The organism is Ferrovibrio sp. GW821-FHT12E11 (assembly GCF_058806975.1).
The window spans coordinates 2,796,361-2,809,001 of sequence record NZ_JBXAQG010000001.1 but is presented as its reverse complement, the minus strand read 5'-3'; the positions used below and the strand labels follow the sequence as shown (position 1 = coordinate 2,809,001).

Below are 12,641 nucleotides of genomic sequence, written 5' to 3'. Positions count from 1 at the left end.
ACCATGCCTCGTCATAAACCAGAGCTTCGCGGCTCGATTGTCGCCCTCGTGACACCCTATTGTGGCAGCACCATCGACATGGACTGCTTCTCCCGGCTTGTGGCCCGCCAGATCGAGCGCGGCACAACCGCCATCGTTGCCGGCGGCAGCACGGGAGAGGCGGCCATGCTGGCCGACGAAGAACACGCCGGGCTGGTTGAAGCAGCCGTTGTCGCTGCCCGTCGCCGCGTACCGGTCATTGCCGGCATCGGATCGCCCTCGACCGAGCGGGCCGTCTTCCTCGCCCGTCAGTCGGAACGCCATGGCGCCGACATATTGCTCTGCAGCGCGCCATCCTATGTGCGGCCCACGCAGGAGGGCTTGTTCCGCCATATCAAGGCGATCCACGATACCGTGCGCCTGCCGATCCTGCTCTACGACGTTCCGACCCGGACGGCCTGCGCATTCTCCGACGAGACCGTCGGTCGCCTGTCGGAACTCGCCCGCGTCATCGGCATCAAGGATGCCACCGCCGATCTCGGCCGCCCGGCGCGGCTGCGGCACCTGACCGGGACCGACTTCCTGCAATTCTCCGGCGACGATGCCACGGCGCTTCACTATAGGGTTGCCGGTGGCCATGGCTGCATATCGGTCCTCGCCAATATCGCTCCCGCCCTCTGTGCCCAGATGCATGAGCGATTCGAAGCCGACGATATGGCTGCAGCGATTCGGCTGAATGGGCGGCTGCTGGCGCTGGTACAGGCCCTGTCGCTGGAAAGCAATCCGATCCCGGTGAAGCGCGCCCTGTCCCGCCTCGGTCTATGTGCCGACACGCTTCGCCTGCCACTGACGCCGCTCAGCCTGGCAGCCGATGCTCCGCTGGCCATGGCGCTCGAGCCGGTCTGGGCGCAGGAGGAATCCGCAGTCCGCGGGAGCCATCGGGCGGCGTAACCGGGTCATGCTGATGGCGGTGGGGCTGGCGGGAGGCTGGGGGATCGGGCCGCGATGCATATCCTGGGAATGCCGGTTGCGTGAGCCTCCCAAGCTTACGACAACGCGCAATCAGTCCTGCTGCGCCAGCGCCCGGCGCGACTGCCGGACCTTGTCGATCTGGACGTCGAAGACCGTTAGCGGCGGATAGGCCTCCGGGTCGGTCACCACATCGATCAGCGTCGGCCCCGGACTGGACAAAGCCTGCTGCAGGGCGGCGGCATACTCCGCAGCCGTGCTCACCCGGATGCCGGTACAGCCGGCAGCGCGCGCCACGGCGGCATGATCGACGGCCGAGAAATAGATGGCATCGGTGTGGCGGCCATGGCGCTCGTCCTCGCCATCCTTCTGGAAACCGAGAATCTGGTTGTTGAAGATGGTAACGACCACCTTGATCTGCTCGCGCACGGCCGTCTCCAGCTCGGACCAGACATGACCGAAGCCGCCATCGCCGGCAAAGCACAGCACGGTTGCATCCGGACGGGCGCAACGCGCGCCCATGGCCAGCGGCAGCCCCCAGCCCAGTCCGGCCAGGCCGCGCGGCGTCAGGAACCGCATGCCGGGCTTCAGCGCCCGCAGGTAATTGGCGAGCCAGACCGAAGAGTAGCTGGCATCCGCTACCGCGATCATATCCGCGCTCAGCACCCTGGCCACCTCGGCCATGACGCGCTCGGGCCGCAGCGGCGAACCATCGCTTTCAACGACATCCCGAGCTTCATCCTGGTGCTGCAGTCTGGCCCTGGCGATTTCAGCCTCCAGAACCGGCCGCTGCTGCTGCCGCCTGCTCAAGTCCTGTCTGCGCAGGGCCGTGGTCAGCGCCGTGAGCGTCAGCCGGGCATCGCCGGCCAGGCGCAGGCTTTCGTAATTGCGGCCGATCTCACCGCCGTCGATATCGATATGGATGAAGCGCACATCCTTGGAGAACAGCCGCCAGGACTCCGTGCCATTCTGCGCCGTGCGGGTGCCGACCAGCAGCACGACATCGGCCCGGTCGATCACCGGCTTGCAATACCGCGAAGCACTGCGGCGGCCCATGATATTGCCGATCACGCCCAGCGACAGCGCATGGGTTTCGTCGACGCCACCCTTGCCCATCACCGTGGTGCCAACCGGCAGCGCCGCCTGGTCCTGCAAGGCCGCCAGCGCGTCATGGGCCTGCGACAGATGCACGCCACCGCCCGAGACCACCAGCGGATACTGCGCCCGGGCCAGCAGGCTTGCCGCTTCCTCGATCAGCCGATGTTCAGGCTGCAGGCGATCCAGCGGGTAGTGCCCCAGCACGGACTGGCGCTGCGGCAATGCTTCCATGCGCTCGGCCAGGAAATCCATGGGCAGCAGCAGAACGACCGGCCCGGGGCGGCCGCTGGTGGCTGCGGTGATCGCCATGTCGATATAATCGTCGATGCGCGCCGGGTCGGTCAGCCGCCGGATCCACTTGGCGCAGCCGCCGAACAGCGCGACATGATCGAGTTCCTGGAAAGCATTGCGGTCGACGCCCGAACGCGCCACATCCTGCACGATCGCCAGCAACGGGATGGATGACTTCAACGCCTCGGCCAGGCCCGGCACCAACAGGGTGGCCGCCGGGCCGTTCTGTGCCGCTACCACGCCGATGCGGCCGGATATGCGGGCATAGCCATCGGCCATGGCCGCACCGGCATTCTCGGTGCGATAGACCACCTGGCGGATGCCGATGTCTTCACAGGCCAGCATCAGGGCCGAGGGAATGCTCTGGCCGAACACCGTGTCGATACCATGGCGCCGGAAGGCGGCGGCAATCGCATCGGCGACGATGAAATCGGGATTCCGGGACAAGGCTTTGGGCGTGCGCGGTCCCTGCAGCGAGACATGTCTCATGTTTCATTCCCATTCCGGCTGCGCTTGGTGCGCGGCGGATTTTATTAATCAATCGATTGGTTATCTATATCGTCCGGTCCGCGCATCGTCAACCGCGGGGCGATAACGGCTAAGTTAATTGTTTTATTGGGCAAAATGCGGAAAACAGTCCTTCTAATACGCGGCGATGCGGGTTAAATAAGCGACAGGTAAAGGGAATCGCATGGCTAAAGACATCAAGGCGAAACAGGCTCCGCGCGCAACACGCCAGCGTGGTGCAGCCAGTCGCGAACGAATCCTCGACGCCGCCGAACGCCTGTTTGCGGAAACCAGCTTTGCTGCCACCTCGACCCGCGCGATTGCCGCCGCGGCCGAGCTCAACATCGCCATGCTGCACTATCACTTCAAGGGCAAGACCGACCTGTTCGAGGAGGTCTTCAAGCGCGGCAGCGTGCGGCTGGCGACACGCCGCATCGAACTGCTGGATATCGCCGAGAAGGAAGCCGCCGGCAAGCCCGTGCAACTGCATCGCATCATCCATGCCTTTGTCGCACCGGCCCTGGAAATGATGGCATCTCCCAGTAACGGCCGTCACTTCATGCTGATGCACAGCCGCTTCAACGACGAGCCGCGCGAAGTGATCGCCAAGATCCGCCCGCAGGCCTTCAACACCAGCACCATGCGCTTTGCCAACGCCTTCCGGCGTACCCTGCCGGGGCTGGATGTCGACGGCATATACTGGCGCATGCATTTCATGATGGGGATCTACATCTACAATACGGCGGACAGCGGCCGGCTTGAGGAAATCTCTGCTGGACGCTGTACGACTAGAGATCGCGAAAAGTCGCTGAACGAAATTATCGACTTCATCGTCGGCGGTTTCCAAGCCGCCCGACACCAGAGCGACTACAAGCTGAACAAGGACAGCCGTCCCCGCCGCACCGCAAAGCTGGCCGAAAAGAAGCCGGAAAAGCCGAAAGCCGCGAAAACCAAGGCCCGATCAGGCCGCGCCTGATACCGCTGGACTGCAATCAGAGAAATGGTGGCGTACAGCCGCTGACGATCTCGCAGACCTCGTCGCCGACATTGCGGAAGCGATGGGGCCGGCGGCTGTCGAACAGATAGGCGTCGCCGGCACGCAGGATTTCGCACTGGTCGCCGACGGTGAGTTCGATCGCTCCGTTGATGACGACGCCACCTTCTTCCGCATCATGCTGCAGCATGGCACGCCCGGTATCAGCGCCGGGCTCGTATTTCTCATGCAGGATCTGCAGATTGCGCTCGCGCACATTGCCGACCTGGCGAAAGGCAATGCGCCCCTTGGTCAGCGAGATGAGCTGGTTCGAACGATAGAAGACCTGCTCCTTTGGCGGCCCCGACAGGCTGAAGAATTCCGCCAGCGGCATCGGGATGCCCTGCAGGATCTTGCGCAGGGAGGCAACCGAAGGGCTGACGCGGTTCTGCTCAATCAGGGAGATCACACCATTGGTGACGCCGGCCCGACGCGCCAGTTCGCGCTGCGACAGGCCGCAGCCGATCCGCACCGAGCGCAGGCGCTCGCCGACATCGAAGTCATCCTGCAGATTCTCGAAGATATCCAGTTTCATATCCATGGGGGCAACCCTGCTCGATACCGGTTCAACCATGCAAATGACAGGCAACGATGCGCCCGGGCACCGGCTGTGTCTGCGCCGGCACCTCGGTGCGGCAGCGCGCCATGGCATGGGGACAGCGCGTATGGAAATGGCAGCCGCCCGGCGGATTGATCGGGCTGGGCACATCGCCGGTGAGGATGATCTTCTCGCGCCTGTGGCGCGGATCGGGCACCGGGACAGCGGACAGCAGCGCCTGCGTATAGGGATGCAGCGGATTGGCAAACAGCGATTTACGGTCGGCCAGTTCCACGATCCGCCCGAGATACATCACGGCAATGCGGTGGCTGATATGCTTCACCACCGCCAGGTCATGGGCGATGAACAGGTAGCTCAGGCCGAATTCCTCCTGCAGGTCTTTCAGCAGGTTGATGACCTGGGCCTGCACCGAGACATCAAGCGCTGAGACCGGTTCGTCGCCGACGATCAGGCTGGGGCCGAGCGTAAGCGCACGGGCGATGCCGAGACGCTGGCGCTGGCCGCCGGAGAATTCATGCGGATATTTTCGCATCTGCTCGGGGCGCAGGCCGACTTTGGCAAATAGCGCCGCCACTCGATCGCGGATTTCAGCCGCCGACAGATTCTCATAGTTCAGGAAGGGCTCGGCGACGATGGCGCCGGCCGACATGCGCGGATTCAGGGAAGCATAGGGATCCTGATAGATGATCTGCATGGTCCGGCGATAGGGCCGCATCGCTGCCGTATCCAGCGCGGTGATGTCCCTGCCTTCGACATGGATGCTGCCGGCCGAGGGTTCGATCAGCTTCAGGATCGCCTTGCCGGCCGTGGACTTGCCGCAGCCGCTTTCGCCCACCAACCCCAGGGTTTCGCCATGGCGAAGCGTGAAGCTGATGCCATCCACCGCCCGCACCTGCCCCTTGCGACGGGCGAAGAAACCCTGGCCCAACGGGTAATGCTTCTTGAGGTCGCGGACCTCCAGCAGGGGATGTTTTGCCACGGCGTTCACTGGGCGGCCCCCATCTGCTGGATGGCAGCCCAGTTCCAGCAGGCCACGCCATGGCCGCCCTCGACCATCTGGAAGGCCGGCACCTGCACATGACATTGCCCGGTGGCATGCCGGCAGCGCGGCGCGAAGCCGCAGCCTGCCGGCTTGCGGCGCAGCGATGGCACCAGGCCGGGGATTTCCGTCAGCCGCCGGTCTTCGTCATCCGCGTCGGTCAGCCGGGGCACGGCGGCGAGCAGACCCTGCGTATAGGGATGCAGCGGCCGATCAAACAGCGCAGTGACGTCTGCCTCTTCCACCTTGCGGCCGGCATACATGACGACCACGCGCCGTGCAGTTTCGGCCACCACGCCCAGATCGTGGGTGATCAGCACGATGGCGGTGCCGAACTCGCCCTGCAGGTCTTTCATGATCTGCAGGATCTGCGCCTGAATGGTCACATCCAGCGCGGTGGTCGGTTCATCGGCGATCAGTACCGACGGATTGCAGCACAGCGCCATGGCGATCATGATGCGCTGTCGCATGCCGCCCGACAGCTGATGCGGGTATTCATCCAGCCGGCGCCGGGCTTCCGGAATCCGCACCTTGGTGAGGATGGTTTCGGCCCGTTGCCAGGCCTCGGCCTGGCTGAGCCCCAGATGCAGCACCATGGCTTCCGAGACCTGCCGACCGATGGTCAGCACCGGGTTGAGCGAGGTCATCGGTTCCTGGAAGATCATCGAGATGCGGTTGCCGCGCACCTTGCGCAGCTCGGCCTCGCTGCAGGCCAGAAGATCGACGCCGTCGAAGCGGATGCTGCCATCGACGATGCGGCCTGGCGGCATCGGGATCAGGCCCAGGATCGCCAGGGTGCTGATGCTTTTGCCGCAACCGCTCTCGCCGACGATGCCGAGCGTTTCGCCCTGGTGCAACTGCCAGGACACGCCGTCGACCGCATGGATGACGCCATCCTCGGTCTGGAAGTCGATCTGCAGATTCTCGACTTCAAGGATCGGCGCCGGATTACTCTTCATGTCCATCATCATGTGCGCCGCCGGATGAAGCGCGGATCGAGCGCATCGCGCAGGCCGTCGCCCAGCAGGTTGACGGCCAGCACGGTCAGCGACAGGAACAGGCCCGGGAACAGGATGATATGCGGCGCCACCTGGAACAGGCTGCGACCATCGGCCAGGATATTGCCCCAGCTGGGGATTTCCGGCGGCGTACCAGCCCCCAGAAAGCTCAGCGTGGCCTCGGTCAGGATCGCCGCGGCGGAGACATAGGTGGCCTGGATCACCAGCGGCGCGATCGTATTGGGCAGCACATGGCGCAGGATGATCTTGTGAAACGGCGTGCCGATGGCCCGCGCCGCCTCGATGAAGGGCTGTTCGCGCAGGCTGAGCACCACACCACGCACCAGACGGGCAACACGCGGAATTTCGGCAATGGTGATCGACAGGATGACGCCCTGGATGCTGGCGCGCGACAACGCCATGACCGCAATGGCCAGCAGCACGGCGGGAATGGCCATCAGGCCATCCATCAGGCGGCCGATGACAGCATCGGCGCGCCGGTTGAAGCCGGAAATAAGACCGATAGCCAGGCCGCCGCCGACCGAGAGCAGCGCCACGCCGAAGCCGACGATCAGCGATATCCGCGCCCCGTAGATTACCCGGCTGAAGACATCCCGGCCCAGCATGTCGGTGCCGAACCAGAAGCGCTCTGACGGCGGCCGCAGCCGGCGGATCGGACTGACCGACAGCGGATCATACTGCACCAGCAGCGGCGCGAAGATCGCCATCAGGGCCAGCAGCAGCAGCAGGATGCCGCCCAGCAGGGCCAGCGGATGATGCCGCGCCATGCGCCGCAGGAAATGCGGCCGGCCGGGGGTATCGTCGGCAGTTGCGACGGCGGGTGTGGAACCGGCACTCAATAGCGGATCCTCGGATCGAGGAAGGTGTAGGAAATATCCACCGCGAGATTGATCAGCACATAGGACCAGGAGAAGACGAGGATCACGCCCTGAATCACCGGATAATCGCGCCGCAGGATGGCATCCACGGTGAGGCGCCCGAGACCCGGAATAGCGAAGACGCTTTCGGTCACCACCACGCCGGTGATGACCAGGGCAAAGCCAAGGCCAATGGTGGTGACGATAGGAATGGAGGCATTCTTGAGCGCATGACCGAATAGCAGTTCGCGATTGCTCAGGCCTTTTGCCTTGCCGGTGCGCATGTAATCCTGGTTCAGCACTTCCAGCATCGCGGCCCGCGTCATGCGCGTGATCAGCGCCGTGAAGACCAGCGCCAGCGCGGTGCTGGGCAGGATGATTTTTTCAATGAACGGCCCGAAGCCCTCCCTGATGCTGGTATAGCCCTGCACCGGCAGCCATTCGAGCGACACCGAGAAGGCAAAGACCAGGCAATAGGAAATCACGAAGACCGGCAGCGAGAAGCCCAGCACGGCGAAGAACATCACCAGATGATCGACCCAGGTGCCGGCTTTCCATGCCGCCAGAATGCCCAGCGGCACCGACAGCAGCACGGTGATCAGCATGGTCAGAACCGTCAGCGCCAGCGTCGGCTCCATGCGCTGGGCGATCAGCTCAGTGACCGGCATGTTGGAAAAGACCGAGACACCCAAGTCGCCGGTCAGCACGCCCCAGGCCCATTGGCCGAACTGCAGCAGGAATGGCCGGTCCAGGCCAAGCTGATGCCGGATGCGTTCGATATCTTCGGGCGAGGCATTGTCGCCGCCGATGATGGTCGCCGGATCGCCGGGACTGAGATACAGCAGGGAAAACACGAACAGCGCCACCACCAGCATCACCGGCAGGGTGCCGAGAACACGCTTGATGATGAAGCCGAACATGCTGCGCCTGCCCCGTTCCGCTTAACGGCCGAAGGACGGCAGGTCGGCCTTGGTGGCGCCGCGGCGATAGGGCACCGGGACCTCTATGCTCACGCCCAGCTCCTCGGCCGCATGCCAGGCCCAGCGCGGATCGTTGAGGAAGCCACGACCGATGGACACCATATCGGCCTGGCCACCGGCCACGATGGCCTCGGCATGTTGGGGAGCACGGATCAGGCCGACCGCCATGGTCGGGATGCCGACTTCGGATTTGACCTGCGTGGCGAACGGCACCTGATAGCCGGGACCGGTGGGGATATTGGCCAGACAATTGCCACCGCTGGAGACATCCACATAGTCGCAGCCATGAGCGGCCAGGGCCTTGGCATAATTCACCGCATCGTCGGCGCCCAGGCCACGCTCATCCCAGTCGGTGCCGTTGAAACGCACGCCGAGCGGCTTCTCCTTCGGCCAGGCCGCACGCACGGCGTCGAAGACCTCGAGCGGGAAGCGCAGGCGGTTTTCCCAGCTGCCGCCGTATTCGTCGGTGCGGGTATTGGCAATCGGCGAGAGGAAGCCGCTGAGCAGATAACCATGGGCGCCATGGATTTCGAGCAGATCGAGCCCGAGACGGGCGCAGCGCTGCGTCGCCTGCACGAAGGCGGCCACCACATCGTCCATATCCTTGCGGTCCATCGCCCGCGGCATCGGCCAGTTGTCGGCAAAGCGCAGCGCCGAGGGCGCAATGGTTTCCCATCCGCCATTTTCGGGACTGAGATGGCCGCGGCCATCGGCCGGGTTCATCAGCGACGCCTTGCGGCCGGCATGGCCCAGCTGCAGGCCGATCGGCATCTTGCTGTACTGCCGCACGATCTTCAGCACCCGGGCCAGCGCCGCCTCGTTCTCATCGCTGTACATGCCCAGGCACTGGTTACTGATGCGGCCGCGCGGTTCGACGCCGGTCGCCTCGATGATCAGCAGGCCGGCACCCGACAGGGCCAGATGGCCGAGATGGATAGTATGCCAGTCGGTGGCGCTGCCATTCTCGGCCATGAACTCGCACATCGGCGCAATCACGATCCGGTTGGGCAGCGTCAATCCGCGCAGCTGGATCGGTTCAAACAACTTGCTTTTCATAACCCTGACCCTGTCACTTGCGATCGATATTCCAGAACACCAGCTGCGGTCCCTTCAGCACGCCGGTAATTTCCTTGCGCCAGGCAAATGGCGTGAAGTACTGGCCGGTCGGGATGATGGGCAGCGAGGCCCAAAGCGCCCGGGACAGCGCTTCCAGCTTCACCTTGCGGGCGGCCTCGTCAGGTGCGTCCGCGTATTCGCGGCGCAGACGCTCGACGTCCTCGTCGCAGGCCCAGCCGACATAGTTCTTCTGGTCGCAGCGCGAGTCGATGACGAAATTGGTCAGCGGCGAATACATGATCGAACCGCTGACCGCGATATGGAACAGGTTCCAGCCGCCCTGGGCCGCCGGTTCCTTGCGATTGCGCCGCGACAGCATGCCGGCGAAATCCATGATCTGCAGATCGACATTGGCGCCGATCTCGCGCAGGTTCGCCGCCGTCACATCGGCCAGCGCGCCCTGTCCCGGCAGTTCGCGGGTGGCCAGGATCACGATCGGCTCGCCCTTGTAGCCGGACTCGGCCAGAAGTTTCTTTGCCTGCGCGAGATCCTGCTTCTTGTAGAGGTCCGAGCCGGCGGTCGTGTCGTTCGGGCTGTTGCAGATGAAATAGGACATGCAGTTTTCCAGCCACAGGTCCGGCGTGCCGTAACCAGCCAGCATGTAATCCGACTGCTTGACCAGCAGTGCCAGGGCCTGGCGCGCCTTCAGATTGTTGAAGGGCGGATTCAGGTGATTGGGCCTGATGAAGGTCTGCGCGCCCGCCTTGTTGAGGATCTGCACCTCGACCTTGCTGTTCTTTTTCAGGATCGGCATGACATCCGCCGGCACCTGGTCGATCAGGTCAATCTCGCCATTGATGAGCGCCGTCGCCCGGGTATTGGCATCGGGGATGAAGCGCATCTCGATACGGTCGAAATTGGCGACCTTGCCGCCCGACATGCCATTGGGCTTTTCCTTGCGCGGCACGTAATCCTTATTGCGCTCCCAGACAGCGCCGTTGCCCGGCTGCCATTGCTCGCGCAGGAAGCGGTAAGGGCCGGAGCCAATGGCCGTGGTCAACGGCTTGAAGGCATCGGTCTCGGCATCGGCCCGCCGCATGATGACGGCCTGGTTGGCCATGGTGGAAGCCAGCGCCACCTCGACGAACGGGAAACGCTTCTTGAACAGCATGACGAAGCCGTCCGTGCCGTCAGCGCGGAACTCGGCCATGGCCGCCTTCATCTGCTGCCCCAGCACATCGCGCGTCATCCAGCGGTTGATCGAAGCAACCACATCGTCGCCGGTCACCGGCTGGCCGTCATGGAACTTCAGGCCGGGCCGCAGCTTGAAACTATAGGTCAGTCCGTCCGGCGAGACCGAATAGGTATCGACCATCTGCGGATGCGGCACCAGCGATTCATCGAAGGCGAACAGCGTGTCGAACACCATCATGCCGAGCTGGCCGGTGGTGGTGGTCTGGGTGGTGTGCGGGTCGAGATTGTTCAGGTCGCTGCTCGGCGAGTAGCGAAAAACCTTCGGCGCCTGCGCGGCAGCCGGCAGGGCCGTGGCAAGAAGGACGGAAACCAGAGCAGCATAGCGAAGCATGTTATCCCCCTGTGAATAGTGATCGGATCGGTCAGCGCCGCGGCACCGGCATGTCGCCCCGGCTCCAGCCCAGCATGAACAGCAGGGCGCCGGCACGGACCATGGACGGCACATACTGGGCGATCATCAGCAGTGGCGGCGCGGTCATCACGAAAGGCTCCATGACAACGCGGCCGAAATGAATGAAATCCGGTCCCTCGCCAGTCTTCTCCCCGAGCGCGGGTACGCTGAATTCCTCGACGCGCTTGCCGGTGACCACATTGGTGATCCAGGCGAATACGCCGGAGGGCACCGGCTCGCCCACATGTTCGGGACCATAGGGGCTGCACAGGGCGCCATCGGTGGAGGCGACGCAGTATTTCACCTTGTCGAACACCGCCACCTTGTCCGGGCCGGTCGGCGCATCGTCGAGATGGCCGCGATAGCGCAGGATGTTGAGCACGCTTTCCAGGCCGACCTCGGTATCCTGGTCCGAGCCGCCGCCGAATTCGAGCGTGCAGGACTTGATGCCTTTGGCCATGGCGCTGGAGCAGAGATTGCCGGGATTATGACGATTGATCATCACCGGCATATGCGCCGCCGCTGCCGTCATATCGAGATTGCCATAGTCGTAGGCAAAAACCGTACGCCGCATCGGCGTGCCGGAATGCAGGTCGATGATGGCGTCGACGCGTTCGAACAGGGCCGTCATCAGCGCATGCGCCAGTTGGTCCGACACCAGGCCACGCGTGCTGCCGGGAAAGCGGCGATGCAGCTCGACCAGATCGGGATTGTGCCGCGTGCCGCCCTGCAGGCCGAAGGGATTGGCCGCCGGGATGATGATGATGCGGCCGGCGATATCCTTGCGCCCCGCCAGTTGCCCGACCAGATCGTGCAGCGCCAGCACACCGAGCGGCTTGTCGCCGATGGTGCCCGAGATCACCGCCGTCGCTGGACCCGGCCGCTCGCCGACGATCTCATGCACATGAATCCGCCAGGGGAATTCATCGACCCGAGTGTCGGGCAGATCGATCGTCCAACGCTTCACCTCGGCCACGCAGACGTCCCTTTCACCACGAGGCAACAGCCAAAACCAGCTTTGCCTGGCTGTTAAAAATATAAGTCGATCGCCGATTTCTGTCTATTTATTTAATCGGTCGATTGCTTAGTTAGAAACGCAAAAAAACAGACGCCCCTCACTTCACCCAGGGCTTGTCATAGGGCGTGAGGAACTTGAGGCGCACGGTGTATTTCTTCAGCCGCCAGCCCTGCGGCGTGCGCACATAGTCATCCTCGGTGAGCGCCGACATCCACAGCGCCTTGTTCTCCGCTTCCTGCGTACAGGGCTCCCACAGCATCCAGGTGGCATGGGCCTTGTCGCCATCCAGCGTGATATGCGGGTTCAGATAATAATGCATGGCGAAGGTCCAGCGGCTCTGGCACAGCCGCTGGCAGATCGCTTCTCGTCCCTTGATCGGCGGAACGGCCGGGCTGCCCTGCCATTCCGCATCTTCGGTGAAGGTGACATCCACCATCGGCCGGATGATCGCTTCGATTTCCGCCTCGGACTTCGGCTTGTGATCGTCGGTGAACTTGTCGTCGCAGGCCCAGGCGTAATAGGCCTTGAGCTGGCGGATCGCCTCGAAATCCTCCAGACGGCGGATACGGCTTTCAAGATCGGACATAACAG

12 protein-coding genes are annotated in these 12,641 nt (G+C 63.7%); 2 read left to right on the top strand and 10 right to left on the bottom strand.

Going from position 1 to position 12,641, the window contains the following annotated elements; translation table 11 throughout:
- Positions 1-3 precede the first annotated feature (3 nt).
- A complete protein-coding gene (gene dapA / locus AC1ROT_RS14015; protein ID WP_492999720.1) occupies positions 4-930 on the top strand; it encodes a 4-hydroxy-tetrahydrodipicolinate synthase in 927 nt (308 codons plus the stop codon).
- A gap of 111 nt (positions 931-1,041) precedes the next feature.
- Here the strand turns inward: dapA and AC1ROT_RS14010 are convergent, their stop codons facing one another.
- A complete protein-coding gene (locus tag AC1ROT_RS14010) occupies positions 1,042-2,826 on the bottom strand; it encodes an acetolactate synthase catalytic subunit (RefSeq protein ID WP_492999718.1) in 1,785 nt (594 codons plus the stop codon).
- Positions 2,827-3,028: 202 nt separating this feature from the next.
- On the opposite strand from AC1ROT_RS14010, the gene AC1ROT_RS14005 reads away from it, so the two are divergent.
- Positions 3,029-3,820, top strand: a complete 792-nt coding sequence (locus AC1ROT_RS14005; protein ID WP_492999716.1) for a TetR/AcrR family transcriptional regulator — start codon at positions 3,029-3,031, stop codon at positions 3,818-3,820.
- A 16-nt stretch (positions 3,821-3,836) separates the two neighbouring features.
- On the opposite strand, the gene AC1ROT_RS14000 is transcribed toward AC1ROT_RS14005, so the two are convergent.
- The 9 genes from AC1ROT_RS14000 to AC1ROT_RS13960 all read right to left on the bottom strand — a co-directional run bounded on the left by AC1ROT_RS14000 (position 3,837) and on the right by AC1ROT_RS13960 (position 12,636).
- Entirely contained in the window at positions 3,837-4,418 is a 582-nt protein-coding gene (locus tag AC1ROT_RS14000; RefSeq protein ID WP_492972078.1) for a cupin domain-containing protein, read from the bottom strand.
- A 25-nt stretch (positions 4,419-4,443) separates the two neighbouring features.
- The gene (locus AC1ROT_RS13995) at positions 4,444-5,415 is read right to left on the bottom strand and encodes an ABC transporter ATP-binding protein (RefSeq protein ID WP_492999715.1); all 972 of its coding nucleotides are present in this window, start codon (positions 5,413-5,415) and stop codon (positions 4,444-4,446) included.
- Positions 5,416-5,420: 5 nt separating this feature from the next.
- A complete protein-coding gene (locus AC1ROT_RS13990) occupies positions 5,421-6,434 on the bottom strand; it encodes an ABC transporter ATP-binding protein (protein WP_492999714.1) in 1,014 nt (337 codons plus the stop codon).
- Between the two features lie 8 nt (positions 6,435-6,442).
- Positions 6,443-7,333 carry an ABC transporter permease gene (locus tag AC1ROT_RS13985; protein ID WP_492999712.1) on the bottom strand — a complete coding sequence of 297 codons (891 nt, stop codon included), beginning with the start codon at positions 7,331-7,333 and terminating at the stop codon, positions 6,443-6,445.
- Positions 7,330-8,271 (bottom strand): ABC transporter permease, encoded by a 942-nt coding sequence (locus tag AC1ROT_RS13980; protein ID WP_492999710.1) that lies wholly within the window; start codon positions 8,269-8,271, stop codon positions 7,330-7,332. Before AC1ROT_RS13980 ends, AC1ROT_RS13985 begins: the two co-directional genes overlap by 4 nt.
- 21 nt (positions 8,272-8,292) lie before the next feature.
- On the bottom strand, positions 8,293-9,387 hold the full coding sequence (locus tag AC1ROT_RS13975) for an NADH:flavin oxidoreductase/NADH oxidase (RefSeq protein WP_492999708.1): 1,095 nt from the start codon (positions 9,385-9,387) through the stop codon (positions 8,293-8,295).
- Positions 9,388-9,400: 13 nt separating this feature from the next.
- A complete protein-coding gene (locus AC1ROT_RS13970) occupies positions 9,401-10,972 on the bottom strand; it encodes an ABC transporter substrate-binding protein (RefSeq protein WP_492972084.1) in 1,572 nt (523 codons plus the stop codon).
- Positions 10,973-11,003: 31 nt separating this feature from the next.
- Positions 11,004-12,008, bottom strand: a complete 1,005-nt coding sequence (locus AC1ROT_RS13965; RefSeq protein ID WP_492999706.1) for a succinylglutamate desuccinylase/aspartoacylase family protein — start codon at positions 12,006-12,008, stop codon at positions 11,004-11,006.
- Between the two features lie 139 nt (positions 12,009-12,147).
- The gene (locus AC1ROT_RS13960) at positions 12,148-12,636 is read right to left on the bottom strand and encodes a nuclear transport factor 2 family protein (protein ID WP_492999704.1); all 489 of its coding nucleotides are present in this window, start codon (positions 12,634-12,636) and stop codon (positions 12,148-12,150) included.
- Positions 12,637-12,641: the final 5 nt, after the last annotated feature.

Bases quoted from the DNA above. Each gene is read 5' to 3' on its own strand.
- dapA (WP_492999720.1), top strand. From the start codon at position 4: ATGCCTCGTCATAAACCAGAGCTTCGCGGCTCGATTGTCGCCCTCGTG.
- AC1ROT_RS14010 (WP_492999718.1), bottom strand. From the start codon at position 2,826: ATGAGACATGTCTCGCTGCAGGGACCGCGCACGCCCAAAGCCTTGTCC.
- AC1ROT_RS14005 (WP_492999716.1), top strand. From the start codon at position 3,029: ATGGCTAAAGACATCAAGGCGAAACAGGCTCCGCGCGCAACACGCCAG.
- AC1ROT_RS14000 (WP_492972078.1), bottom strand. From the start codon at position 4,418: ATGGATATGAAACTGGATATCTTCGAGAATCTGCAGGATGACTTCGAT.
- AC1ROT_RS13990 (WP_492999714.1), bottom strand. From the start codon at position 6,434: ATGAAGAGTAATCCGGCGCCGATCCTTGAAGTCGAGAATCTGCAGATC.
- AC1ROT_RS13980 (WP_492999710.1), bottom strand. From the start codon at position 8,271: ATGTTCGGCTTCATCATCAAGCGTGTTCTCGGCACCCTGCCGGTGATG.
- AC1ROT_RS13975 (WP_492999708.1), bottom strand. From the start codon at position 9,387: ATGAAAAGCAAGTTGTTTGAACCGATCCAGCTGCGCGGATTGACGCTG.
- AC1ROT_RS13970 (WP_492972084.1), bottom strand. From the start codon at position 10,972: ATGCTTCGCTATGCTGCTCTGGTTTCCGTCCTTCTTGCCACGGCCCTG.
- AC1ROT_RS13960 (WP_492999704.1), bottom strand. From the start codon at position 12,636: ATGTCCGATCTTGAAAGCCGTATCCGCCGTCTGGAGGATTTCGAGGCG.